This window comes from Mesorhizobium sp. M0052, assembly GCF_040323255.1.
Classification (GTDB): domain Bacteria; phylum Pseudomonadota; class Alphaproteobacteria; order Rhizobiales; family Rhizobiaceae; genus Mesorhizobium.
On record NZ_JAMYUS010000002.1, the window covers coordinates 247,985 to 271,120 of the forward strand.

25 protein-coding genes are annotated in these 23,136 nt (G+C 60.6%); 13 read left to right on the forward strand and 12 right to left on the reverse strand.

Translation table 11 applies throughout. From position 1 onward, the window contains the following. Nucleotides 1-9: 9 nt before the first annotated feature. The 8 genes from NKJ77_RS03415 (at nucleotide 10) to NKJ77_RS03450 (ending at nucleotide 8,912) form a co-directional block, all read left to right on the forward strand. Nucleotides 10-948 (forward strand): beta-ketoacyl-[acyl-carrier-protein] synthase family protein, encoded by a 939-nt coding sequence (locus tag NKJ77_RS03415; protein WP_352534242.1) that lies wholly within the window; start codon nucleotides 10-12, stop codon nucleotides 946-948. After that, nucleotides 945-2,543, forward strand: coding sequence for a class I adenylate-forming enzyme family protein (locus NKJ77_RS03420; RefSeq protein WP_352534244.1), 1,599 nt, complete (start codon nucleotides 945-947; stop codon nucleotides 2,541-2,543). Before NKJ77_RS03415 ends, NKJ77_RS03420 begins: the two co-directional genes overlap by 4 nt. Then, on the forward strand, nucleotides 2,540-2,800 hold the full coding sequence (locus NKJ77_RS03425) for an acyl carrier protein (protein WP_352499130.1): 261 nt from the start codon (nucleotides 2,540-2,542) through the stop codon (nucleotides 2,798-2,800). Before NKJ77_RS03420 ends, NKJ77_RS03425 begins: the two co-directional genes overlap by 4 nt. Continuing rightward, nucleotides 2,797-4,419, forward strand: coding sequence for an AMP-binding protein (locus NKJ77_RS03430; protein WP_352534246.1), 1,623 nt, complete (start codon nucleotides 2,797-2,799; stop codon nucleotides 4,417-4,419). Before NKJ77_RS03425 ends, NKJ77_RS03430 begins: the two co-directional genes overlap by 4 nt. Next, entirely contained in the window at nucleotides 4,409-5,761 is a 1,353-nt protein-coding gene (locus tag NKJ77_RS03435; RefSeq protein WP_352534248.1) for a cytochrome P450, read from the forward strand. Before NKJ77_RS03430 ends, NKJ77_RS03435 begins: the two co-directional genes overlap by 11 nt. Then, nucleotides 5,758-6,714 (forward strand): aldo/keto reductase, encoded by a 957-nt coding sequence (locus NKJ77_RS03440; RefSeq protein ID WP_352499133.1) that lies wholly within the window; start codon nucleotides 5,758-5,760, stop codon nucleotides 6,712-6,714. Before NKJ77_RS03435 ends, NKJ77_RS03440 begins: the two co-directional genes overlap by 4 nt. 53 nt (nucleotides 6,715-6,767) lie before the next feature. Next, nucleotides 6,768-7,925 carry an acyl-CoA dehydrogenase family protein gene (locus NKJ77_RS03445; protein WP_352499134.1) on the forward strand — a complete coding sequence of 386 codons (1,158 nt, stop codon included), beginning with the start codon at nucleotides 6,768-6,770 and terminating at the stop codon, nucleotides 7,923-7,925. 666 nt (nucleotides 7,926-8,591) lie between these two features. Continuing rightward, nucleotides 8,592-8,912 (forward strand): hypothetical protein, encoded by a 321-nt coding sequence (locus tag NKJ77_RS03450; RefSeq protein WP_352499135.1) that lies wholly within the window; start codon nucleotides 8,592-8,594, stop codon nucleotides 8,910-8,912. Nucleotides 8,913-8,998: 86 nt separating this feature from the next. On the opposite strand, the gene NKJ77_RS03455 is transcribed toward NKJ77_RS03450, so the two are convergent. The 9 genes from NKJ77_RS03455 to NKJ77_RS03495 all read right to left on the reverse strand — a co-directional run bounded on the left by NKJ77_RS03455 (nucleotide 8,999) and on the right by NKJ77_RS03495 (nucleotide 16,074). Continuing rightward, a complete protein-coding gene (locus NKJ77_RS03455; RefSeq protein ID WP_352499136.1) occupies nucleotides 8,999-9,319 on the reverse strand; it encodes a hypothetical protein in 321 nt (106 codons plus the stop codon). A 135-nt stretch (nucleotides 9,320-9,454) separates the two neighbouring features. Next, a complete protein-coding gene (locus NKJ77_RS03460) occupies nucleotides 9,455-10,147 on the reverse strand; it encodes an amino acid ABC transporter permease (protein ID WP_023809599.1) in 693 nt (230 codons plus the stop codon). Between the two features lie 17 nt (nucleotides 10,148-10,164). Next, entirely contained in the window at nucleotides 10,165-10,881 is a 717-nt protein-coding gene (locus NKJ77_RS03465) for an amino acid ABC transporter permease (protein WP_352499137.1), read from the reverse strand. A 67-nt stretch (nucleotides 10,882-10,948) separates the two neighbouring features. Beyond that, nucleotides 10,949-11,776 carry a transporter substrate-binding domain-containing protein gene (locus NKJ77_RS03470; RefSeq protein ID WP_352499138.1) on the reverse strand — a complete coding sequence of 276 codons (828 nt, stop codon included), beginning with the start codon at nucleotides 11,774-11,776 and terminating at the stop codon, nucleotides 10,949-10,951. A gap of 23 nt (nucleotides 11,777-11,799) precedes the next feature. Next, nucleotides 11,800-12,540: an amino acid ABC transporter ATP-binding protein gene (locus tag NKJ77_RS03475; protein WP_352445348.1), complete on the reverse strand. Its 741-nt coding sequence runs from the start codon at nucleotides 12,538-12,540 to the stop codon at nucleotides 11,800-11,802. A gap of 57 nt (nucleotides 12,541-12,597) precedes the next feature. After that, a complete protein-coding gene (locus tag NKJ77_RS03480; RefSeq protein ID WP_352534250.1) occupies nucleotides 12,598-13,161 on the reverse strand; it encodes a peroxidase-related enzyme in 564 nt (187 codons plus the stop codon). After that, a complete protein-coding gene (locus tag NKJ77_RS03485) occupies nucleotides 13,158-13,640 on the reverse strand; it encodes a CMD domain-containing protein (protein ID WP_352499140.1) in 483 nt (160 codons plus the stop codon). Before NKJ77_RS03485 ends, NKJ77_RS03480 begins: the two co-directional genes overlap by 4 nt. Beyond that, a complete protein-coding gene (locus NKJ77_RS03490; protein WP_352534252.1) occupies nucleotides 13,637-15,106 on the reverse strand; it encodes an NAD(P)-binding domain-containing protein in 1,470 nt (489 codons plus the stop codon). The genes NKJ77_RS03485 and NKJ77_RS03490 overlap by 4 nt, the downstream gene beginning before the upstream one ends. Continuing rightward, complete coding sequence (locus tag NKJ77_RS03495) at nucleotides 15,103-16,074, reverse strand: LysR family transcriptional regulator (RefSeq protein ID WP_352534254.1); 972 nt, start codon at nucleotides 16,072-16,074, stop codon at nucleotides 15,103-15,105. The genes NKJ77_RS03490 and NKJ77_RS03495 overlap by 4 nt, the downstream gene beginning before the upstream one ends. A gap of 231 nt (nucleotides 16,075-16,305) precedes the next feature. On the opposite strand from NKJ77_RS03495, the gene NKJ77_RS03500 reads away from it, so the two are divergent. Next, nucleotides 16,306-17,376, forward strand: coding sequence for an NAD/NADP octopine/nopaline dehydrogenase family protein (locus NKJ77_RS03500; RefSeq protein ID WP_352534256.1), 1,071 nt, complete (start codon nucleotides 16,306-16,308; stop codon nucleotides 17,374-17,376). 210 nt (nucleotides 17,377-17,586) lie between these two features. Here NKJ77_RS03500 and NKJ77_RS03505 read toward each other — a convergent pair whose 3' ends face one another. The 3 genes from NKJ77_RS03505 to NKJ77_RS03515 are packed head-to-tail and all read right to left on the reverse strand — an operon-like array spanning nucleotide 17,587 to nucleotide 19,441. Next, nucleotides 17,587-18,234: a hypothetical protein gene (locus tag NKJ77_RS03505; RefSeq protein WP_023669873.1), complete on the reverse strand. Its 648-nt coding sequence runs from the start codon at nucleotides 18,232-18,234 to the stop codon at nucleotides 17,587-17,589. Nucleotides 18,235-18,268: 34 nt separating this feature from the next. Further along, nucleotides 18,269-19,003 (reverse strand): HupE/UreJ family protein, encoded by a 735-nt coding sequence (locus NKJ77_RS03510; protein WP_352499144.1) that lies wholly within the window; start codon nucleotides 19,001-19,003, stop codon nucleotides 18,269-18,271. Between the two features lie 48 nt (nucleotides 19,004-19,051). Further along, on the reverse strand, nucleotides 19,052-19,441 hold the full coding sequence (locus NKJ77_RS03515) for a hypothetical protein (protein ID WP_023683326.1): 390 nt from the start codon (nucleotides 19,439-19,441) through the stop codon (nucleotides 19,052-19,054). A gap of 104 nt (nucleotides 19,442-19,545) precedes the next feature. On the opposite strand from NKJ77_RS03515, the gene NKJ77_RS03520 reads away from it, so the two are divergent. From NKJ77_RS03520 to NKJ77_RS03535, 4 genes are all read left to right on the forward strand, one after another. After that, complete coding sequence (locus NKJ77_RS03520) at nucleotides 19,546-19,827, forward strand: metal-sensing transcriptional repressor (protein WP_023669876.1); 282 nt, start codon at nucleotides 19,546-19,548, stop codon at nucleotides 19,825-19,827. A gap of 8 nt (nucleotides 19,828-19,835) precedes the next feature. Further along, complete coding sequence (locus NKJ77_RS03525) at nucleotides 19,836-21,176, forward strand: cation diffusion facilitator family transporter (RefSeq protein WP_352534258.1); 1,341 nt, start codon at nucleotides 19,836-19,838, stop codon at nucleotides 21,174-21,176. A 64-nt stretch (nucleotides 21,177-21,240) separates the two neighbouring features. Beyond that, nucleotides 21,241-22,563 (forward strand): MFS transporter, encoded by a 1,323-nt coding sequence (locus NKJ77_RS03530; RefSeq protein WP_352499146.1) that lies wholly within the window; start codon nucleotides 21,241-21,243, stop codon nucleotides 22,561-22,563. A gap of 9 nt (nucleotides 22,564-22,572) precedes the next feature. Continuing rightward, nucleotides 22,573-23,013: a YqaA family protein gene (locus NKJ77_RS03535; RefSeq protein WP_352499147.1), complete on the forward strand. Its 441-nt coding sequence runs from the start codon at nucleotides 22,573-22,575 to the stop codon at nucleotides 23,011-23,013. Nucleotides 23,014-23,136 lie beyond the last annotated feature (123 nt).

The following is a 23,136-nucleotide window of genomic DNA, read 5'->3' on the forward strand; positions in this document are numbered from 1 at the left end:
GATTGTACCATGAGACTGGTTGCCATAAGTGCTCATGTCCCGGATGGCCGCATTGAAGCGGAAGAGATCGTCCGCGCTGCCGGTGGCTCGCGTTCGCAGGCGCAGGTCTTTTCCAGGCTCTTCGGCATCAACCAGGTCTCCACCGCAGCGGACGGAACGTCTCCCACTGGCGCATTCGAGGCGGTTCTCGACAGCCTGCTGCAAAAGCACGAGGGCCTGGCACCGGATGCCGCCATCTACGTTCACGCCCTGCCGCTGCAATATCCGGAAGGCAGCTCGCCGCTCAGCGAGCTTCCCGACCACCCGCTCCTCGCCGACGTGCGTACGCGATACGAAGTCGACCAGTACAATTGCGGTGGCATGTTCTGGGCGCTCGAAATGGCGGAGAGCCTCCTGCGCAGCGGACTTTCCCGCTGCGTGCTCCTGCTCGCGGGGGACGGGCATAGGGGGCTGCCGCTGTCCGAACGCTACGTTCCCGGATGTACTCTCATGGGCGAGGCCTATTACGGTCTGATCGTCGACAATGAGCACGGCGGGTGGCGCTTCGCGCCGATTGCGTTGCACATGCGGCCGGAATTCCACAGCGGTCGTGCCGGCACGCACAGCGAGATGAGCGCGTTCTTCGCCGCCCACAACGGGATGGTCAAGGCCGCCCTCGACGAAACGCGGTTCGACTGGAGCGGGTCGTCACGTCTGCTCCCGCACAACGTCAACCAGCTCGTCTGGAAGCAGATGAGCCAGAACCATGACCTCGCTTTCGACAGGGTCGATCTCGGCCTCCTGCCGGATATCGGGCATTGCTACACGGCCGATCCGTTCGTCCTGCTGTCCAATCTCCTTGCGAAGGCGCCTGACCGTCAGGATCCCCTCACGCTTGTGTCTGTCGGAATGGGCGCCTTCATCGGAGCTTTCCAGCTTCACAGATCGATGAACGGGGTATGGCAATGAAACGTTCTCCAAATTTGCTTTCCAGCTTCCTGCTCGATACTGCCGCGGTACGTGGCGATCAAATCGCCCTGCGCGACGGGCTGCGCGAGCTGAACTATGCCCGAATCGTCCTGCTGGCCTCTGCGATCGCGCGCGACCTGCAACAGGCCGGGATCGGTCGCGGCGACCGCGTCGTGCTCTTGATGTCGAACTCCATCGGCTTTTGCGTCACCTTATGGGGCATCGTGCTCGCCGGGGCGGTGGCCGTGCCGCTCAGCCCCGACACCAAGAAAGAAAAGTTCGCTTGGATCGTCGGCAATTGCGAGCCCAAGGCCGTCGTCATGGACGAACTCCTCCTGCCAATGGTGCAGGCGGCCATCGCCCAGACGAGCCTTCCACCTTACCTGCTAATGTATGTCGGCACCGGCCTTCTCGGACAGGACCTGATCGTATTCGATGAAGACACCGCCGCCGCCGAGGCGACGCCCGTCGCCCGGCCGCTCGCCGACATCATCGACCGTGATCTGGCCGCTATCATCTATACGTCCGGCTCCACGGGCGATCCCAAGGGAGTCATGCTCACGCATCTCAATATCACGTCGGCCGCCCGTTCAGTGTCGACCTATCTGGGTTACCGGTCCGACGACGTCGTCTTCTGCGCTATTCCGCTTAGCTTCGATTACGGGCTCCACCAACTGACCATGGCCACGCTCGTCGGCGCGACGCTCTATGTCGAAGTGAGTTTCGCTCAACCGTTCTTTGCGCTTTCCCATCTGGTCTCTTGCGGGGCGACGGTCTTCCCGATCGTGCCAACCATGGTTCCGCTGATCGAACCTTTGGTGGACCGTTTCGAGGTCGGTCGCGTCCGCTGCCTGACGAGCACATCGGCAGCGCTCCACAGCGGCAGCATCGACAAGCTGGCGGCTATGTTCTGCCACGCGACCATCTTCTCCATGTACGGCCTCACTGAGTGCCATCGTTGCACCTATCTCGATCCGGCGGAGCTCGAAACGCGCAAGATGAGCGTGGGAAAAGCCATTCCCAACACGGAGCTCTGGCTGGTGGACAAGGAAGGCCGGCGTCACTTCCGCAACGCGACCGGTGAGCTCGTCATCCGGGGAAGCACTGTGATGAAAGGCTACTGGAATAATCCCGCCAAGACGGCTGAAAAGTTGCGCATGTGCCCCGAGACCCAGGAAGTCGTTCTTTTCACCGGCGACACCTGCCGGCTAGACGAAGACGGCTTTCTCTACTTCATCGCCCGCGACGACGACATTCTCAAGGTCGGCGGTCAGAAGGTGGCCCCTTCCGAGATCGAGCGCATGCTTACGTCGCATCCGGTCGTGTCTCAGGCCGCCGCGATCGGCGAGACGCATCCGACCCATGGAGAACGCCCCGTCGCCTTCGTCACGCTGCATCCCGGGCAGCACGCCAAGCCGAGAGCCCTTCTCGACTGGTGCCGCGAACGCCTGGAACACCACGTCGTGCCCGCCCGCATTATCATCGTCGACGAATTGAGGCGTAACCAGAACGGAAAGATCGACAGGCATGTCCTGCGGGACCTGCTCGTCAACACGCTTGATCACCCCATTGCCGCAGAGGAAACCCCATCATGAACGAGTTGGAAGCCATCATCATTAAAGCCATTGTCGAACTTCTCGAACTCCCGAACCAGAATGGGCTTGCGCCCGAGACGCGCCTGCAGGACCTAGGCATCGACAGCGGCCTTATGCTGGAACTCTTCCTCCTCATCGAAGAAAGCGTGCCGAGTCTGGACATCGATCCGGCGCAACTGCTCCCAGAGCACTTCACGAGCGTGGAGAGCCTCGCGAGTTTCGTAGGCAGGAGCGTCCAGGCGCAGGCAGTGGTATGACGGCTCTTCCCAACCGTCACGAGACCTTCCAACCCACCGTGGAAGAGCGTCTGCACGCGATCTTCGAAAGCTTCGCTGGCGAGACGGCTGCAAGCTGCCGCTACGCAGGGGGCGAGCTCAGTTATGCGGAGCTGTATCGCCGGGCCGCCAATCTCCGCCATGATCTTGCCAGCGGCCCGCTTGCAGGACCGGAGCGTCCCCCGGTCCTGATCTGGGGCCACAAGGACCATCGCTACATGATCGCATACTGGGCGTGCCTGACCGGTGGCTGGGCGTTGGTGCCGGTAGAGCCGGAGACACCGGTGGAACGTGTGCGCCAGATCGCGTCGGCCTGCGGCGCCGGAGCCCTGCTCATCGCCGATACGGATACGAGGATCGAGGCGCAGATCGCTGATCTTGTGTCGGTCGTTCACATCGGCTGCGAAGACGACTGCACGGGTCTGGCCTTCGATACCGCCTGCCGGGCGCCAAACGCCGGCATCAATCCGCATGACGTGGCCTACATAATGTTTTCCTCCGGCACGCTCGGCCAGCCGAAGGGCATTCAGGTGAGCTATGCCAATCTCATCGACTTCATAGACTGGCTCGACGTGCTCCTGCCCGAGGCGGCGATGTGGCAGGGCGTGTCCGGCAACATCCGCTACTGCTTCGACGTATCGCTCTTCGAGATCTGGACCGCCTGGCTTCATCTGCTGCCGGTGACAGCGCTCGATCACGCGGACCTGGCAAATTCCAGCGGACTGATCCAGAGGGTGGCGGCCGATCGCGTTTCGCTGTGGGTCTCCACGCCATCGATCATTCGTCTCTTCCTCAAGAATCCGCGCTTCACCGGCGAGGCTCTTCCCGATTGCAGGACATTCCTCTTCTGCGGCGAGCCACTTACAAAAATGATCGTCCGCCAGCTTTTCGAGCGTTTCCCAGGATGCCGGGTCGTCAACACCTACGGGCCGACCGAATGCACTGTCGCCGTCACCGGCGTAGACATCACCGAGGCGCACCTGACGGATACGCACGAGCTGCCGATCGGCTATGCGCGCCCCGGCACCGTGCTCGAACACTTCGCCCAGGCCGAAGCGGGCGCGGAGGATGGGAGCGAACCGCTGGCGGGCGAAATCTACATCCGCGGCCTCAGCGTCGGCAACGGCTACATCAACCTGCCGGAGAAGCAGGCAACGGCCTTCCCCAAGCCGGGGCTCTACCGCACAGGGGACTGGGGATATCGGGCGAAGGACGGCCTCTGGTACTTCAAGGGGCGCATCGACCGGGAAACGAAAATCCAGGGCGTGAGGGTCGATCTCGATGATGTCGAGAAGCATGTGCGCTCGCTTGAAGGCGTCGATGATGCGGTGGTCAGCGTCTATTCGCTCGACGGCCAGCCGCGTGCGCTAAATGCCTTCGTCCTCGGACCACGCGGTGCGGCGGATCTGCGGGCCCTTGCCGAGCGGCTCGCGACCGAGCTCCCGTCCTATCTCGTCCCACGCTTCTGGTATGCGAATTTCAAAGTCAAGCTGAACAACAACTCCAAACTCGACCGCAAGGAGGTCATCACTGCCGCCGGCAAGGCGCGCGCCCGCTACGTCCATTCCGGGCTTGGCGTGGGTGTCCCTCATGGGCACTGATTCCGGTTTCTCACAGGAGGGTCCTCCGGTGGCTGCATGCCCCGTCTTCGACGCCAACTCGGCACTCTACCAGAATCTCGGCCTGCTGAAAGTAGCCGAGGAAGCATCCCGACGGCACGGCGACCTCGTTGTCCTACATACGGGCGACGACCGGGACACCTACCTTTTGAGCGGTGAGCAAGGCCTGCGCTCGTGGAAAGAGAACGCCGCCCAGCTGCTGGCCACTTTCGGCGACGTAAGGAGCAATGCCAACACCACGCGCATGCTTCTCGGCGCAGATGGCCAAGGCGCCTCCTGGGCACGGGTCGGACTGGCACTCCGCCGGGCCCTTTCGCAGGCCGAGGCGGCGTCGGAAGCGCAGTTCGACGCGGCCGCGGACGCTGCGGCCGATGCATTCATCGCCGAGGTGCAGGGCACGGTCGACGACCTTCGCGACTTGACGCGGCTGTGGGCGGTTCGCTCGGTGGCGCCTACGATCTTCGGCTCGGTGGCCGATCCGGCCACCTTGGCGCAGGGGCTGATCGCGATGCAGTCCTTCCACCGCTTTGTGTTCAACAAGACGGCGGAGACGCTGCATTCCGCCGAAAGCTCCGAGGAGTTCATCAAGATCCGTGCCTTCCTTGACCAGGTGGTCGCGGCCAGCATCGAAGCGGCGAGGCCGGGCGACCCGACATTCGTCGCCGCCCTGGCTGGGGCACTGCCAGAAGAAATCGAACCAGACGCGCGGGTGAACCTGCTGCGCCCCATCCTGTTCCGCATCCTCAAGGATCGGCTGAACGTCGACGGGCTGGGCCTGTTCTGGGCGCTTGTGCATCTGGCAAGGGATGACGCGCTTGCGGCTGCGCTGGCCGGGGAGCAGGACGCCGGCGCCAGGCCGGACGGCCGCTCCCTGGCCATGTCGGTCGCAAAGGAGACCGCGCGCCTCTATCCGGAGCATCCTTTCGTCTACCGCACGGCCGGTCGAAGCATGTCCGTCGACGGGATGACCATTCCGACCGGCGCGACCGTCCTGTTCTCGCCCTGGCTCATGCATCACGACCAGCGCTGCTGGCGGGAGCCGAGCCGTTTCTACGGCCGCCGCTTCATGGCGGAAAGCGAGGACCCCGAATGCTTCATGCCTTTCGGCCTTAGCCCCACGGCGCGCAAGCAGACACGGTTCATGCTGCGCCAGCTTTCCAGGTCGCTACACACCGTCACGTGCGCCCTGGAATTCGAGATCGCACCGGCCTGCGCGCCCGGCAACCTGCGCCCCTTCCTGCGCGCCCAACTGGCGCCCCGCGGACCTGTCCCGTTCGTCTTCCGCAGACGCCGGCAGCTGGTCGAGACAGGTTGGTTGCAATGAATAGGCGCAGGCTCGGTCGCTCGGGGCTTCTCGTAGCGCCCTTGGGACTTGGTGGAAACGTCTTCGGCTGGACGATCGACGAACGCGGATCCTTCAGGGTCCTCGACGCTTTCGTCGACCGCGGATTCAACCTCATCGACACCGCTGATGTCTATTCCAATTGGGCGCCCGGCAATCCGGGTGGCATATCGGAAACGATCATCGGCAATTGGATCAAGGCGCGCCACAACCGCGACCGGATCGTGCTGACGACGAAGGTCGGCTTCGCCATGGGCACCGGGAGAGAGGGCCTGTCACGGCGCTATGTGACAGAGGCCATTGAGGCTTCCCTGCGGCGCCTTTCGACCGATTACATCGATCTCTATCTTGCCCATCGGGAAGATCTGCAGGTCCCCATCGAGGAGACGCTGGGTATCTTCGCTGACCTAGTGCGGGAGGGAAAAGTCCGCGCGATCGGCGCGTGCCATCATGGAACGCAACAGCTTGGCACGGCCGAGCATATTTCCAGGCACGAAGGCTGGCCCCGATTCGAGACAGTGCAGGCGCACTACAATCTGTACGATCGGGGAGAGCACGAAGGGGACCTCGCGGCCTTCTGCTCTGCCCATGAAATCGCGGTCACAAGCTACTTCTCGCTGGCGCGCGGCTTTCTCTCCGGAAAATATCGGGCGCGGAGCGATTTTCGCAAGAGCCCGGCCCGCGGCTTCTTCATGAAGGCCTACCTCAACGAACGGGGGCTACGGATACTCGACGCCCTCGACGAGATTGCTCTTGCCCACGGCGTTGCCCCGGCGAGCGTGGCGATCGCCTGGCTCAACAGTCGCCCGGGTCTTGCCGCGCCGATCGCCAGTGCAACGACGCCAGCCCAACTCGCACAGATCCTCGAAGGTGCGACGCTGCACCTTGTGGCCGACGAATTGCAGCGCCTCGACAGCGCCAGCTCCTATTATTGAGGCACCGGCAATGCCTGAGCCATCTCGAACCGGGCCGATCATTGAGGTATGCCATGATCAAACGAAGTCTTTTTTCACATACGGATGACCGTTTCCGCCTCTATGTTGCGGATTTCCTCGACAGCGAGATAGCGCCATACCACGGTGACTGGGAGATGCAGGGCCGCATCCCGCGCGATGCCTGGCTCAAGGCTGGTGCGGCCGGCCTGCTGTGCCGCACGGCTCCTAGTGGCCACGGCGGCTGCGATGCCCCGTTCACCGAAGCCGTGGTCATTGCCGAGGAGCTGGCGAAACGACGGCTCTCCGGCTTTCTGACCTTTTTGCAGAGCGATATTGTAGCGCCATATTTTCTCAAGCTGGCGACGGAAAATCAGAAGCAGGACTATGTTCCGGGTTTGTGTTCGGGCGCAAAGCTCGGGGCAATCGCCATGACGGAACCGCAATCGGGTAGCGAGGTCGCGCATATGAAGACCTCCGTCGCCCGGATTGACGGCGATTTCGCCATCAACGGCGAAAAGAAACATATATCGAATGGCTTTTCGGCTGATGTAATCGTCGTCGCCGCGCGCAAGGCAGGCCTGGCCCTGGAGCAGGCCCCGCAGTTGAGCCTCCTGATCGTCGACGCGGATAGGCAGGGCCTCAGCCGAGAACCCATCGCCAAATCCGGAATGCGCGCCCTCGACACCAGCACGATCGTCTTCGACGATTGCCGTGTAGGCGGAGACAAGCTGCTGGGTGCCGAGGGTCGCGGCTTGTTCTACCTTTTGACCTTCCTGGGTCTCGAGCGTTTGATGCTCGCAATCTATGCCCAGACGAACGCGGTCACCATTCTGCAAGAGTTGATCGGCTTCTGCGGGCGCCGAAAGACATCCAGGGGCAGCCTTCTCGACTATCAGGTCAACTATTGCCGCTTGGCGGATCTCTACGGCGAATGCACCGTCAATCAGGCCTATATCGACGCATGCATCATCGAGCAGTCCCGTAGCGGCCTCAACCCGAGGGCTGCGAGCCTGGCAAAGTTGCGGGCGACGGAAACGCTGAAATCTGTTGCTGCCCTGTCGGTCCAGCTACACGGCGCCCAAGGCATAAGCGGCGTATCAGGTGAGCGTTGCACGCAGGATCTCCTCGACAGTGCCGTACAGTCCATTTGGGGCGGAGCAAGCGAAGTGCTGCGCGATGTGATCGGTCGAGGCTTGGTCAACAGTCTTTAGGACGAACCAGGCCGCCCCAATTTTCCTTAGAAATACAGCATTCGGAAAGCGCCCGGCAGGTCTTTTAGTAGCGATTGTTTACCCGCGAGATGTTGCACTTCCCCAGATGTCTTTGGAGCATAATTGAGGACTGCGGTCTTGGAGCGGCGAGGGGACTTGCCTACATCGCACATGTCGCCGATATGAAGGTCGATGAGTTCGCCGAAGGTTTTCAGGCGCGCTATACGGGACTTGGTCGGCGTCTCACGCGATCGACTTGGCGCTCGGTTTCGGTTGCCCTGCGTCGTGCATCGTCTCGGCGCAAGAAGGTCTCGCTGACGTAGCGACCTTTGCGACGGACTTGGACACGCCAGGAACCGGACGAGAGCTTTGTGTAGGTGGCCATTTTTTCGTGTGCGCTCCGTGTGCAATGAGAGATCGAAACGTGGCGAAAAGGGTCGTATTCTGGCGTAAATTCGAGTGCACTCGGCAGGTCCTAGCGATTTGATGTTAGAGAAAAAATGCTAAAATATCAAGCACATAGATTGGCCATAGCACCCATGAGCTGATGGAACGTCCCCAACTCTGAACCTTGAAGGTGGGCGAGGTTGTCGAGGCGTTGACCGTTCTGACGGGAGCAGGTTTTGCCCTCCCGGCGCAAACGCCAACAAAACAGACTACCGAGCGATGCAACAAGCTGAACCGCCATATCCGCAGCCGCGCGCTTGGCGCACGGAACTTACGCATCTTGCTTCACCCGTGACTCGCGGCGGCATATTCGTGCCCCATGTCTACCAGATGTTTATGCTCGCACTCGAGCAGGGCAAGCAATCAGCTGAGGATCTTGCGGATTTCGTCTGGGAATTCCTCGACAGTGTTGGCGAACGGCTGGTGAGGAACGGACAGCGCGTCGAAGAGAAGGACGAGAACATCAAGGAGTTCACAACTATGGCCAACGCATTCCTAACTAGGAAGCGCCCGCTGTTGCAGGCGCTCGCGGTCATGTAGGCGATCAACTTCGCCTGCCAAGCTTGGGGGTGGCGACTCTCCTCTGTGCAAAAAAAATGCAGATCCATGCAAGGCCCGCTATGTCGCTACAGTCGATTTAGGCCGGCCGTTGTCGCTCGAAGCAGGAAGTCAAAAAAACGAGGATCGGAGGCCCAAGCGATGTTGACGCGAATGCCTGCCTTCGTCCGCCGATAGTGGCCCTCACTGATCAGCCCATGGATCAGCCGCTCGATATGTCCCGAGCTGTTGACGTTCGTCAGCATCTTCAACTCGGCCAGGGAAGCGATCAGGTCTTGACGCGCTGCGATATAGCCGCAGCGCAGGTTGGCCGAGAGCGTCTTGGGGAAGGCGCGCACGCAGATGACGTTCTGCAACTGGTCGAGTGGTGCCAGGTCGACGCCGCGCACCTAACCAAGCGCATGAAACTCACCGATACATACATCGGCTACTTGGGTTTCTCCTCAAGCTTTTCATCTCCGAAAGAATTGCCTCCCAGCTGCGGGTCGATATCCGAAGCTTGACGATTCTATCCCACATCCGCCTCACGTCCGCACCCTCAGCGCCTGCTCCAGCCTGTCGGCAATCTGTGTGACGATATAGGCAATCACCATATAGATCACGACGGCAATCACGAAGGCTTCGAGGTAGTAGTAGTTCAGCGCGGCGGTCAACTGGGACTGGGCGAAGATATCGACAACCTCGATGGCGAATCCGAGAGAAAGGGCCTTCATGATGACCATCATCGAAGTTGTCAGGTCAGGAATTGCCGTGAGGGCCACCTGGGGAAAAAGGATACGTCGGAACAGTTGGCCGCCCGTATAGCCCAGCGAATGGGCTGCGTCCGACTGACCGGTGTCGAATGCATTCAGGGCTCCCTTGATAATCTCCGATTGGAACGCGGCGACACAGCCGGTAATCGCAACGACAAGGATGACCCAATTGGGGGTTTCGTGGGCGTTGAAGTTGATCCCCAGCAATGAGAACAGGAACTGGAATGCGGGCGGCAGACCGAAATAGGCGAGGAAAATCACGATGACCATCGGAACGCCCTTGAACACGATCTTGTAAGTCATGATGAGCTCTCGCAGCACCGGCACCCGTCTGTATTCGATAAGCGCGAATATGCTGCCGACTATCGTAGACAGGACAAAAATCATGAGCGCCATTCCAATCGTCACGGGTACGGCACTCAGAATTTCCTGAGTGTCCTGGAGCAAAATATCGGTATCAAACATGGTTGAATACCCTTACGTCAGACGCTCGCGAGGAGCTCGTTCTTGATCGGAGTTGTTGTCGTCGCCTCAGGCGCTTGCATCGGTGATCGAAGCTCGAAGAAGCGCACGATGAGCCATGCGACCAGGCACATCAGCGAATAGATGACCGCCAGGACGAGGTAGGTTTCGAACTGGAACTGGTTGTAGTCGCGCTCCATGATCAGATGCGCGGTCGCCATGACGTCGGCCGCCCCGATGTACATGACCAGCGCAACGTTATGGATCAGATAGATGATGGAGTTCCCATAGCCCGGCAAAGCGAAGTGCACCGCCTGAGGACCCACGACGCGAGTAATTTTCTGTCGGAACGTATATCCAAGGCTGTCGGCCGCATCGTGCTGGCCGCGATCGACGGCCAGATATGCAGGCCGCATGACTTCCGACAGATAGCCGCCGTGGTAGAGACTCAACCCCACCATGGCAGCCATCGTCGCCGAAATAAAATCTTTGGCGCCGAACAGGATCACCAACAGCGGAAGCCCATAAAACGCGACGAACAACTGCAGTACGACAGGAACACTCCGGGCATAAGATACGTAGAGGTCCACTAGGTGACTTATGACTGGCACCCTGCGGACCCGGAGGGTTGTCGCGATGAGTGCCAGGCAGAACCCGGAAATGAGGGCCGTAAACGTGATGGCGAGCGTCAGCGGCAGTGCCGAGAGCAACTCGGGAATCATAGCAGAAACATCCACTTTGAAACGCTCCTTCTTGCAATTCAGCCTTGCCGCTGACAAGCGAATATGGCCCTCGACGGCCGTGCTATTTCATGTACTGGACGATGCCCTCGCCGAACCACTTCTGCGAGAGCTTCTCGATCGTGCCGTCGTCTTTCAATTCCTTGAGAACCTTGTTCACATCGTCAGCCAGAACCTTGTTCTCGTCTGATCTGTGGATCAGCATGTAGGTGTTGTTGCTGAACACTGGTTCGGACGCCACGATATCGAGTTTCTTTTGCTCGATGACGGTCTGCTCACCGAGATTGGACGGCAAGACGAGAGCGTCGAACTTACCGTTCTGAACTTCGTCCAGCCGGTTCGGGTAGGGAATGCCTGCACTCGATGCCGTGACATCGAGCTTGTATTGCGGGTTTTCTTTCTGCCAGTTCATGATGAACTTGTAGGTTCCACCGCCGGCCGTGGTCGGAACGATCCTCTTGCCGACCAGGTCTTTCATTTCCTTGATGCCGCTGTCTTTCTTGCTGTAGATCTTCATCAGGCTGGCGCCCATAGGATTTTCCGGAATGAAGAACTGCTTGGAGCGCTCGGGCGACTTGTAGTAGCCACCCACCGCAATGTCGTACTTGCCCGTAGCGAGACCGGTTTCCTGGGCAATGTCGGAGACGCCTTCCATTTCGAACTTGTATTGCGGCAGCTTTGCGTTGATCGCCTTCAGAAGGTCGGGCTCATAGCCTTGCGGCTCGACGCCGATCGCGCCCCATGCCAGCGGCTTGGATTCGGCAGACGTAGCGATCTTGATCGTGCGAACGGTCTGGCCATAGCTGACCCCCGCCGTTGCAAGGGCAATCGCGATGCCGCCGGCGATGGCCAGGGCATAGCGGCGAGAGAAATTGGATGTGATTGCAGACATGTCTTGGTTCCCTTGTTGTTGGATTATTGAAAAGCGAGTTCTGACTGCAGGAATTGAGCAAGTCGTGGGCTGGAAGGCGCGTCGAAGATATCAGCCGGGCTGCCATCGGCGGCGACCACGCCGCGGTCCATGAAGACGATCCGGTTGGAGATGTTCCTTGCGAATTGCATCTCGTGGGTCACAAGCAGCGAAGTGATCCCTGACGAGGTGACGTCCTTGATCACCTTTAGGACTTCACCGACGAGTTCGGGATCTAGCGATGACGTAGGCTCGTCGAAGAGTATTACGTCGGGTCGAACTGCCAGGGCGCGCGCGATGCCGGTGCGCTGGAGCTGGCCGCCCGACAGCTGGGAGGGATAGCTGTCTCGCTTCGGGGTGAGGCCGACCCGCTCGAGCTCCCGCAAGGCGATCTCGCGCGCCTCGTCCGCGGACTTGCGCTGCACGACGACCAGGGGATCCATCACGTTCTGCAGGACCGTCATGTTCTTGAAGACGTTGAATTGCTGAAAGACCATCGCCGTTCGCAACCGGATCGCTTGGACAGCTGTTTTGTCGGCGCGCTGGTAATCCATCCGAATCTGATCGAACGCGATGGTTCCTGAGGACGGCTTGGCCAGGTAGTTGATGCATTTCAGCAACGTGGTCTTGCCGGTGCCGCTGGGGCCGATGATCGACACCACATCACCCCGCTTTACCGAGAGATTGACGCCGTTCAGAACCTGTGTGCTTCCGTAAGACAGCTTTACATCTTTGAGTTCAAGCATTGCTGGTTGGCCCTTCGGAAAGTGTGAGACGGACTGCTTTGACCGTATGCGACATCATCACCCGCTCTCCGCATGGCCCAGAATGTGCATCAGCCGGTTTGCCCAGCCAAAGATCGATATGGCGTGGATCAGGTCGATGATCTCGCGGTCGTCCATGCCGACCGATCGAAGCGCGGCGATATCGTCTGCCGTCGCTTCCGACGGGGCCGCCGACAGGCGGCGGGCAAAACTGTAGATTGCCGCATCGCGTTGGCCGAGCGCTTCAGGTTTGTCGAGATACAGCGCGGTGACCACTTCGTCGCTCTTGGTCAGCTCTGCATGCCTGCGGGCGTGAACGACGGCACAGAATTTGCAGCCATTGACGATCGAGGCACCCAATGCACCAAGTTCGCGGTCAGGGCGGGCAAGCCCGCCTTCTACGTACATGATTGCGTTGAACAAGACGGTGCGAGCAAGGTAGCTCTCAGGGTCATGCGCAAGGGTGCGCACATATTCCGAAACTTTCTTGGCTGATGGCGTGACCTTCATCGCTTCAAGCTGTTCCGGCGTGGCCTCGGATAGCTCGACCGGCGCTATGTACGGATGCCAATTCAATGGCTTCAGGCGCACCGCGGAAATCATGCCGTCCTCAACAATCGCAGGCCGGTTGCCACCCGCGTCTGGAAATTGACGAAGGCGATGAGCTCGGAAAGGGCGACGATCTGAGGATTGTTCAATCCAGCTTGGGCGAGCAGGGCGATGTGGCCCGCTTCCGCCTTTTTCGGTGTCAGCGTAATCAGGTCCACATGGCGTGCGATGGTCGCCAATGGCTCTTCCAAATCCGTTTCCCCCTGGGCTAAGGCCAGAAGCTGCTCAGTCGGATCGAGCTGAGCCAGCTGCTCATCATATTCGGCCATTAGGACCGGATCGGCATTCAGAGCGGCCATGCGACGGGCCAGAGCAACCCGCAAATTAGGCGCAAGCCCTTGGTCGTTTGCTGGCTGCAGGACGGAGAGGCGACATTCCTCGGCCCCCAGCACGAATTCAGGCCGAAACCGACGCGCGCTGAAAAGCGCATCGTCCGTTGATAGACCGGCGGCCTTGTCCATTGCGTCGATCACAGCGCGACCTCCTTCTCCAACAACGGTGTTGAATCGACCCATTCGTCGCCCAGAAGTTCGGGCGTGTCGTAAGCGATCAGGTTGGCGAAGTGGGTTTCGACATCTTCGGCAAACAGCGATGCGGCAATGCCGCGGACCAAACGGTCGGCACCCGCGCTGACGGCTGGGATATCACCGGAGACCTTGCCGTGCGTCAGCATGGCGGCGTCGTTGAAGCAGTGGACATGCGACAGCATCGGGCAGGAGCCGGGGACGCGCTCACGAAACTCGAAGGCGGGACCTAGGTCCGGTGCGTCGGACATGCCTGCACGCGCCGGGCCCATATCCGGCCTATATCGGCCATCCGACCAGGTACGGATATGTGGGGCGATCGCCGCAAATTCCGGGCGGCCGCTGAAGTCATTTGAGAAGCCGGTTGCCGCGATCAGGAAATCGTAGCGCATCGGCCCCTGCGTGGTTTCCACCAGCAAGGTCCCTGCCTCCTGCTTCACCGCAACTATGCCGCAGTCGAGAAAGAACCGAGCATTGGGGTGCCGAGACACGCGAAGTGTCGATGAACGCGGCGGCGGCGTCTGGGTCGAGGCGGTATAATCGAAGAATTTCCACTTCCAGGGGTCGGGCAAGTGATGCATGCCGAGTACAACACCCGGGCTGCCAATGCCGGTCAGCTTGTTGATGCGCGGCATCTCCTTGCGCCGGATCAACATGTCAACAGAGCCGGCTCCCGCCTCGAGCGCCGTTGCGGCATTGTCCATGGACGAGGCACCAGCGCCGATGACAGCGACACGCTTGCCTTTCAGTGTATCGAAGTGGATGTCGTCGGCGGAATGGGCCCAATAGGCGCGATCGACGCCGCTGAGGAAATCGGGCACGGCAAAACCGCCCAGACCAGAGCGGCCGGTGGCCAGAACGAGACGACGGGTGAGAACCCGGCCGGTTTCCGCGCCTTCGATATCGATCGCAATCAGATCTCCAACAGGTGCCAGTCCGGTCATCCGCACGCTGTTGCGGGCCGGCAGGCCGAGAACCTTGCGGTACCAGACCAGGTAGTCCATCCATTGGCCCTTCGGGATTTTGTCCAGCGACCGCCATGCCTCAACGCCCCATTGCGCAGTGAACCAGGCGCGGAACGTCAATTGCGGCAGGCCGAGCGACGGACCGTGCAGAGTCTTCGGCGACCGAAGCGTCTGCATGCGGGCAAAGGTCACCCATGGTCCTTCGAACCCGGCCGGAGCCGCATCATAGGCGACGACATTGGTGATCCCTGCCAGCACCAGCTTTGCCGTGGCAGCAAGTCCGCACATGCCGGCGCCGACGACAACGACATCACGGACCGGCACGCCGTCGTGCGAACGCGCGGGAACCCATGGCTTGGCGGGCAGTTCGAGAAACTCAAGATCCTGTGCGAGCTGTGCTTCGAGCGCGGCAAGACCTGTCGACGTTGGCGCGGTGGGGGTATGCTTCATATTCCCGTTCCGTGATTTGTGCCGGATGCAGGATCGCTCACCAGTTGGCCGGCCAGGGCCGGATCGAGTTTCTTGAAGCCGACGATCGTCCGTTCAGCCACCGCCTCGACCGCATCCATCAACGCCTGCGCGACTGGACGAAGGGGGCGTTTTTCGGCAGCAACAACGCCCCAATAAAATAGGACGGTCGCGTCAATCGGGCGGATGGCGACCCCAGGCAAGGCCACGCCATAAGCGGTGAGGGGATCGATGACAGCGGCTACGCCGGTGCGGCGCACAAGCTGCAACGCGCCATAGGCAGTGTTCGTCCGGATCACTGGCCCGGTGTCGATGCCCCTGGCCGCCAATGCCTTGGAGACATGCAACTGGAAACGCAGCGGATTGAGCAACGTAGCGACGCGGCGGCCGGCAAAGGCCGAAAGGGGTATGACATCAAGTTCAGCCAGCGGATCCTCCTCCCGCACCGCCGCAACATCAGGTGCCGAATAGAGCCGCAGGACATCCAGACCGGGCGTATCGAGCGGCAGGCTTGAAAAACCGATCTCGGCACGTCCGCTGCGCACTTCCTGCGCGACGATCGAGGGAAGAAACTGCCCGAGATGTGTCTCGTGCGGAAGCTCAATACCCTTGAGCTCGGCCAGGGCCGCCGGGATCAAGCCGGTGCCGATCGCGGAGGTTGTGACAATCTGCAGGATCCGCCCACGGCCGGCGGCGATCATCTTGGCCCGCGCTGCAAGTTCGGTGAAAGACATCAGCAATCGCCGCGCTTCCTCCTCGAATGCGACACCCTCTTCAGACAGCTGCACCCGTCGACCGATCCGATGCAGCAATTCGAAGCCAAGTTCGGCCTCGAGCTCCTGAATGGTGCGTGTCACCGAAGGTTGGGAACGCCCGAGCATGTCAGCCGCCTTGGTAATGCTGCCGCTGGCAGCAACCGCAAGGAAGGTCTGAAGGTCCCGGGTTTCCATGTTCTCCCTACATGCGTAATTCGTATGATTGACATCGTCTCATTCATTTTTGATATATGTCAAGCGGAAACTAATGGTCGTTGCGGCGTTTGCCGGCTCAGAGCCGGAGTCCTGATCGAAACGGCTGATGGCAACCGACGTGACTCCAATTCGGATCCTCGTGATGAAAAAACTTGTAGGCGGGGACGGCAAGGATTCTCGAACCATAAAGCCGGCGACAGGAGGAATGTTATGCGCGTGAGTATTCTGGGCGCTGGAGCAATTGCCTATGGCCTTGCGGCCTATTTGGCACAATCGGGACATACGCCAACACTTTGGTCACCGTCGGGAGACCGCACCAGAACGTTGGCGACTGGCGAATTATTGAAGGCGATGGGGGATATCCAGGCGACGGTGCCGGTGCGCATTGCCAATGATTGTAAAGATGCCATCGATCACGCGGATGTGGTGGTGATCGCGCTTCCCGCTTACGGCCACAAGATGGTGATGGATGCCGCCGTCCCTCATCTGGCAGATGGTATTCCTGTCATCGTCAGTTCGCATAGTTCGTTCGGGGCGCTGTATCTCTCCAAGCGGTTAGCCGAGCGCAAGGTCAGGTTGCCGATCGTCGTTTGGGGCACAACGCTCTTGACCGGCCGCCAGCTCGGACCAACAGAAGTCCAGGTCACTTCCATTCGCCAGAAGCTTGATGTTGCGACGCTGCCCTTCGATGCGCTCGATCAAGGGTACAAGCTTTGCACGGCCTTGTTCGGCGATCGTTTCGTCAAGCGCGATGGTCTGCTGGCAATTGCGCTCAGCAACCTCAATCCGCAGAACCATCTGGGAATTGCCCTTCTCAATCTCACACGCATGGAGAAGGCCGAGCAATGGAGCCAGGGGGGAAATGTCACTCCTGCCGTTGGTCGCTTCATCGAGGCTCTGGATGCCGAACGATTGGCCATAGCTGGCAATTTCGGTATCGCGGTTCGTACCGTCCAGGAACATTTTTCATTGTCGTTCCACGTCCCCATGAGCACCGTTTCGGAAATGAACCTGGAGATGGATCGCCAAGGTCGTGGCGGCTTTGGCCCGACGACTATCGAGAGCCGCTATATTCTCGAGGACGTTCCGTTCGGCCTGTTACCAACCGCAGTCCTGGGGAAGATCAGCGGAAATCCGGCGGTTCTCCATGAATCCGGAATTTCCATATTGTCGGCGGCTTATGGCCGGGATCTAAAGGGAGATAATGATATTCTTCCTGGGCTCGGCATCGAGAAAATGACAAAGACGGATCTTGAAGCCCTTTGCCGCAAGGGGTTTTGAGCGCGCTCGCGGCCAATGCGGCGTGATTACGCTTTGGGGAAGCTAGCGCGACGCTCCTGTTACATCATTGCGAGCTGATTCTAACCAACGACATCCGAAGGGGACCAACACAGGTTGGATATTATCAAACTGTGTTGGTCCGAGTTGGCTATTTCACCTGCTTGATCTCCCCCGGCGCCAAACGGCGCCGGATAAGACGTGCCGTATCGATCACATCATGCGTTTGATGTCGGTGTACGCGCCATTCGTCTTCAGCGTCACGGTGACGTCGGCACCGGTGCGGTTGCGCCAGAACCAACCGTGATTGCCGTCAAAGGCTGCCTCAAGTACGCCCTCGTCCTCTGCAGCACCGCGTCCCTTCTCGTATGAGATGTTTTCGCCGCCGCCGTCACCATGGGTGTCGAAGTTCACCGCCGCGCCATTGGCTGTCCAAGAGTAGTTTGCCTTTGCGCCCTTGGCCATGACGAGCTTGATCTCAGCTCCTTCGCCGGGCTTGAGGGTGACCGACATTTCGTCCGTCCGCAGTTCCTGGGCAGAGGCGGAACCAATCACCAGTTCAGCGAAGACGCGCTCCAGAAGACTCGACTGCTGATCTTGGCCTGGCACTGCGGTCGGCGTGCCGTTTTGCAATTCGCGAAGGCGGTCTTGCTCGGCCTCTTCGGCGAGTTGTGTCTTGATCTCGCCCATCTCGGTGAGCTCGAGCGCTCGCCCAACGCCGGTGGGATCGATGGCGTATTCGGCCGGCAGCACGATGGTCACAAGGATGGCCGCTGCCGCGACAATGGCGATAAGGGTAGATCGGAGGAGCTGCATGGATGTCGGCAGTTCAGCGCGGGTCGGGATGTCGGTGTTGTACATGGGAGAATTCCTTTTTTGATCTTTACTTGGAGGTTCAGGAGACGACCCAGCCGGTGAGCTGATAGCCGATCAGCACAAACCCGGCGGTCATCATGATGGTGTTGGCGGTGTATGCGTGGCGCCAGAAACTGTCGGTCCGGCGCCAGTAGCCCATGACGATAAGGATAGCAGCGAGCGCCAGAAGCTGACCGACCTCAACGCCGACGTTGAAGGCAAGTAGGTTGGGCACGAGCCCGTCGGGCGAGATGTTGTATTCGATGATCTTCGTCGACAGGCCGAAGCCGTGGAAAAAGCCGAAGATCAGCGTCGCGATCTTGGTGTTCGGCTGGAAGCCGAGCCACCTCTGGAAGGCACCCATATTGTCGAGCGCCTTGTAGACGACCGACAGGCCGATGATCGCGTCGATGATGTAGCTGTTGATGCCAACGTTGAAATAGACGCCAAGCAGCATGGTCGTGGAATGGCCGAGCGCGAACAGGCTCACATAGATGCCAATGTGCTTCATCCGGTAGAGGAAGAAGATCACGCCGAACAGGAACAGGACGTGGTCGTATCCCGTCACCATGTGCTTGGCGCCGAGATAGATGAAGGGCAGCAGATTGATGCCCGTGATCTCCTGGATATAGCCCTTGTCGCCTTCGGCAACGGCATGGGCGAGGGCAGTCCCCCCAAGCAATGGGAGGGTCAGGAGAGCAATGAGCACAGGAAGGGCAAACCGCCAGCGCGCGCAAGGCGTGCGTGGCGGACCCTTGTAGAAGGATCCTTGCATGAGAATTCCAATCGTCGTCGTTGAGGATGGCCGCGCGTGCGGCCGCGATCATGCGATGACGATCTGCCTGGGAGGGCGCTCAAGCCGGAAACGGATTTCGAGGTCGGCAAACGAAGGCGGGTAAACCAGCCAGCTCCGGCCTATCGGCGGTGCTGGCTGCGCGAAGCCCGGAAGCGTGCTCGCCGTTTCATGGGTGTGGTCGGCCGGATTGTGGCCGTGGGTATGACCAAAGCTCTGCTCATCGGCTTCGCCATCGTCATGGCTGTGGCCGTGTTTTTCGATCTGTGCTGTCAGCTCTGCGTGACGCGCTGCCTCGGCGGCAGCGAGCGCAATCGGGCTATGCGAGGCCGAACTACCCACTGGGGAGAGCAGCACGCCGAGAGTCATCGCGAACGCGACGATGAGACGAAAGGCTGTGCTAGGGATCCAATTCGGCATGCTTAACGATTATTCTCTAAAATCCTAACGAATGGTGGCATGCACCAGAATCGAGGCCACTTTGAGGCTTGGAATATCCTCTCTGGGGGGATAGCATCCAGGGCATGAATGAGCGTCCCCACGTCCACGAAACCCATCCTGCCATCATCAAGCGGCTGAAGCGCGCCGACGGCCATCTGCGCGGGATCGTCGAGATGATCGAGGCCGGGCGACCGTGCCTCGACATCGCCCAGCAACTTCATGCCGTGGAGAAGGCCATCGCCCAGGCCAAGAAGACGCTGATCCAGGACCACCTCAACCACTGCCTTGAGGACGTCGTCGGACCGCTGGCGCTCGAGCAGCGCCGCTCGATCGACGAGTTCAAGGATATCACCAAGTACCTGTGAGAAGCGCCATGATGGACAAAGTTCGCGATTGGTTCGGGTTCGGCCCGATGACGCAAGGCATGGGCGGCCACGGACATGATCACGGCGAGGGCGGCCATGGCCACACGCATGGCGTCATCGACCCGACGATCGCCACGACGACGCGCGGCATCTGGGCGATCAAATGGTCATTCGTCGTTCTGGCCATCACGGCGGCGCTGCAGTTGGTGGTCGTGTTCCTCTCCGGCAGCGTGGCGCTGCTGGCCGACACGATCCACAATGTCGGCGACGCGGTCACCGCCATCCCATTGTGGGTCGCCTTCATGCTGGCCCGTCGCAAACCGAGCAAGACGTTCACCTACGGGCTGGGCCGCGTCGAAGATCTGGCCGGCATTCTGATTGTCCTCATCATCTTGTTCAGCGCCATCGTTGCCGGCTACGAGGCGATCGACCGGTTGATCAATCCGCAGCCGATCGCATTTCTTGGCTGGGTCGCCATAGCCGGCATTATAGGTTTCTTAGGCAACGAGGCCGTTGCAGTGTTCCGTATCCGGGTCGGCCGCGAGATCAACAGCGCGGCGCTGATCGCCGACGGCTACCATGCGCGCACCGACGGCTTTACCAGTCTGGCGGTTGTGCTGGGTGCTATCGGCGTATGGCTGGGGTTTCCGCTGGCCGATCCGATCATCGGGCTCTTGATCACGGTGGCCATCTTCGCGATCGTCTGGCAGTCTTCGAAGGCAGTCCTCACGCGCATGCTCGACGGTGTCGAGCCCGGCATCGTCGATGAAATCCATCATGCCGCCGAGCATGTGTCCGGTATCGAACGTGTCCAAAGCGTGCAGGCGCGCTGGATCGGCCATCGCCTGCATGCCGACGTCGCCATCAGTGTCGCCGACGCGGCGACGGCCAAGGACGTGATGGGCGTCACCGAAGCCCTCAAGGAGGAACTGTTCGCCCACTTGCCGGCGTTGGCTGAAGCGAATGTTCGTCTGGAGAGTTCAGCCGGGTCTGCCGCGACGGGCACGGAACCCTCTCACTCACATAGTCATCATGCGCCGGAGCCCTTCAAGGTCGACTGCGATCTGGCTGCCGGGACATTGGAAATCGTCGACACGCCGGCTGGCGAGCGGATGCGGCTGACCATCGACCGGCATGCCGACGATCTGATGGCAACGGTGATCATCGATAGGCCTGGCGGGCCGGAGACGCTTCGCCTCGAACCCGTCGCCGACAACCATCATCGCCTTGAGAGCACCGTGGCTCCTGCTGAGCCGCATGAGTTCCAGGCGAGGCTGGTCTTGGCCGCGAAGGGTCGCGAGCAGGTGCTGCCGTTCAAAATGGTCGAGCCGGAAGGCCACCATCACTGAGATCAGGCCCGCCATTCAATCGCCACGGATCAACGACCCATCGCTCCTCCAAGAAGACAGACATATGCTGCAAGTCCTTGCCAATCGCACTTATCGCCATCTTTTCCTGGCCCAGGTCATCGCCCTGATTGGCACTGGCCTTGCCACCGTGGCGCTCGGGCTGCTGGCCTATGACCTTGCCGGCGCCGATGCCGGCGCGGTGCTCGGCACGGCGCTTGCCATCAAGATGATCGCCTATGTCGGCGTGGCGCCCGTTGCCGCCGCCTTCGCCGAGCGCCTACCACGCCGTACCATGCTGGTTTCGCTCGACCTCATCAGGGCAGGGGTTGCCGTATTCCTGCCCTTCGTCACCGAAGCCTGGCAGATATATCTTCTCATCTTCATCCTGCAGTCGGCGTCAGCCGGCTTCACCCCGACCTTCCAGGCTTCGATCCCTGACGTGCTGCCCGAAGAGAAGGACTACACACGGGCCTTGTCGCTGTCGCGGCTTGCCTACGATCTGGAGAGCGTGGTCAGTCCGATCCTGGCGGCGGCACTGCTTTCGGTCATCAGCTTCCATAGCCTGTTCGCAGGCACGGTCATCGGCTTCCTGGCGTCGGCCGCGCTGGTGGTGTCGGTGGTTCTGCCGAGCCCGAAACCCTCTGAGCCGCGCGGCATTTACGAGCGCACCACACGCGGCATCCGTAACTATCTGGCGACGCCGAGATTGCGCGGCCTGCTGGCGCTCAACCTCGCTGTCGCCGCCGCCAGTGCCATGGTGATCGTCAACACGGTCGTGCTGGTTCAGGCAAAATTCGGCCTTTCCCAGAGCGACACGGCATTTGCCCTTGCCGCCTTCGGTGGCGGCTCGATGATCGCGGCGCTGGTCCTGCCGCGGCTGCTGGACAGCATCCCGGATCGGGTTGCGATGTTGTCAGGCGCCGGCCTGCTGGTTGCCGGCGTGTTCGCAGGGCCGTTCGCCATCAGCTATCAGCTGCTCTTGCCGCTCTGGTTCGTGCTCGGGCTCGGCTATTCGCTGGCGCAGACCCCGTCTGGGCGGCTGATCAAACGCTCGGCCGATCCCGTCGACCGGCCGGCATTGTTTGCCGCGCAATTCGCGCTTTCGCACGCCTGCTGGCTCATCACCTATCCGATCGCCGGACTCGTCGGCGCGGCGATGGGCCTGCCCTTCACCTTTATCCTGCTTGGCGTCATTGGCGCCGCGGCACTCTTTGCCGCGATGTGGTTGTGGCCGCGTCACGATCCCGACGTTCTCAGCCACGCCCATGACGATCTGTCTGACGGGCATTCGCACCTCGAGGACGCCGTCTGGACCGAAGCAGGCTTCGAGCATGCGCATGGTTATGTCGTTAACGATAGGCACCCAAAATGGCCGAAAGCGAGCTGAGCGGCCCCAATGCTGGGAAATGTTGGTGCCTTCGGCGCGCTGTTCCTCACCGCGTTCGCCGCAGCGACAATTCTGCCGCTGCAGTCAGAGGCGGTGCTGGCCGGCCTGCTGCTGACCGGAAGCCAGTCACCGGCGGCGCTGATCCTGGTCGCGACGATCGGCAACGTGCTTGGTTCGGTTGTCAACTGGCTGCTCGGCCGCTGCATCGACCGCTTTCGCGACCGCAAATGGTTTCCGGTCAAGCCCACTGCGCTCGATCGCGCCGCGGCGCGCTACCGCCGTTACGGACGATGGAGCCTGTTGCTGAGCTGGGTTCCCGTCATCGGCGATCCGCTGACGATGATGGCCGGTGTTCTGCGCGAGCCGCTCTGGAGCTTCGTTGCGATCGTCACGATGGCGAAAGCCGGCCGCTATCTCGCGCTCTCGGCGGCGGTGCTGAACTGGATGTAGGCCGCAACCGCGACCAAGTGGGTCGCTGGGGTAAGACTCTCAAACAGTTTTCCGACTTTATGCTTATGTCTATACAAATTAGCAAGCGTGCACATGATCGTTGCCAATCAAACAAAAAGGGGA

What these genes read in the sequence shown, in the direction of transcription:
- NKJ77_RS03415 (WP_352534242.1), top strand. Translation starts at nt 10, where the DNA reads ATGAGACTGGTTGCCATAAGTGCTCATGTCCCGGATGGCCGCATTGAA.
- NKJ77_RS03420 (WP_352534244.1), top strand. Translation starts at nt 945, where the DNA reads ATGAAACGTTCTCCAAATTTGCTTTCCAGCTTCCTGCTCGATACTGCC.
- NKJ77_RS03425 (WP_352499130.1), top strand. Translation starts at nt 2,540, where the DNA reads ATGAACGAGTTGGAAGCCATCATCATTAAAGCCATTGTCGAACTTCTC.
- NKJ77_RS03430 (WP_352534246.1), top strand. Translation starts at nt 2,797, where the DNA reads ATGACGGCTCTTCCCAACCGTCACGAGACCTTCCAACCCACCGTGGAA.
- NKJ77_RS03435 (WP_352534248.1), top strand. Translation starts at nt 4,409, where the DNA reads ATGGGCACTGATTCCGGTTTCTCACAGGAGGGTCCTCCGGTGGCTGCA.
- NKJ77_RS03440 (WP_352499133.1), top strand. Translation starts at nt 5,758, where the DNA reads ATGAATAGGCGCAGGCTCGGTCGCTCGGGGCTTCTCGTAGCGCCCTTG.
- NKJ77_RS03445 (WP_352499134.1), top strand. Translation starts at nt 6,768, where the DNA reads ATGATCAAACGAAGTCTTTTTTCACATACGGATGACCGTTTCCGCCTC.
- NKJ77_RS03450 (WP_352499135.1), top strand. Translation starts at nt 8,592, where the DNA reads ATGCAACAAGCTGAACCGCCATATCCGCAGCCGCGCGCTTGGCGCACG.
- NKJ77_RS03460 (WP_023809599.1), bottom strand. Translation starts at nt 10,147, where the DNA reads ATGTTTGATACCGATATTTTGCTCCAGGACACTCAGGAAATTCTGAGT.
- NKJ77_RS03470 (WP_352499138.1), bottom strand. Translation starts at nt 11,776, where the DNA reads ATGTCTGCAATCACATCCAATTTCTCTCGCCGCTATGCCCTGGCCATC.
- NKJ77_RS03475 (WP_352445348.1), bottom strand. Translation starts at nt 12,540, where the DNA reads ATGCTTGAACTCAAAGATGTAAAGCTGTCTTACGGAAGCACACAGGTT.
- NKJ77_RS03480 (WP_352534250.1), bottom strand. Translation starts at nt 13,161, where the DNA reads ATGATTTCCGCGGTGCGCCTGAAGCCATTGAATTGGCATCCGTACATA.
- NKJ77_RS03490 (WP_352534252.1), bottom strand. Translation starts at nt 15,106, where the DNA reads ATGAAGCATACCCCCACCGCGCCAACGTCGACAGGTCTTGCCGCGCTC.
- NKJ77_RS03495 (WP_352534254.1), bottom strand. Translation starts at nt 16,074, where the DNA reads ATGGAAACCCGGGACCTTCAGACCTTCCTTGCGGTTGCTGCCAGCGGC.
- NKJ77_RS03500 (WP_352534256.1), top strand. Translation starts at nt 16,306, where the DNA reads ATGCGCGTGAGTATTCTGGGCGCTGGAGCAATTGCCTATGGCCTTGCG.
- NKJ77_RS03505 (WP_023669873.1), bottom strand. Translation starts at nt 18,234, where the DNA reads ATGTACAACACCGACATCCCGACCCGCGCTGAACTGCCGACATCCATG.
- NKJ77_RS03510 (WP_352499144.1), bottom strand. Translation starts at nt 19,003, where the DNA reads ATGCAAGGATCCTTCTACAAGGGTCCGCCACGCACGCCTTGCGCGCGC.
- NKJ77_RS03515 (WP_023683326.1), bottom strand. Translation starts at nt 19,441, where the DNA reads ATGCCGAATTGGATCCCTAGCACAGCCTTTCGTCTCATCGTCGCGTTC.
- NKJ77_RS03520 (WP_023669876.1), top strand. Translation starts at nt 19,546, where the DNA reads ATGAATGAGCGTCCCCACGTCCACGAAACCCATCCTGCCATCATCAAG.
- NKJ77_RS03525 (WP_352534258.1), top strand. Translation starts at nt 19,836, where the DNA reads ATGATGGACAAAGTTCGCGATTGGTTCGGGTTCGGCCCGATGACGCAA.
- NKJ77_RS03530 (WP_352499146.1), top strand. Translation starts at nt 21,241, where the DNA reads ATGCTGCAAGTCCTTGCCAATCGCACTTATCGCCATCTTTTCCTGGCC.
- NKJ77_RS03535 (WP_352499147.1), top strand. Translation starts at nt 22,573, where the DNA reads ATGCTGGGAAATGTTGGTGCCTTCGGCGCGCTGTTCCTCACCGCGTTC.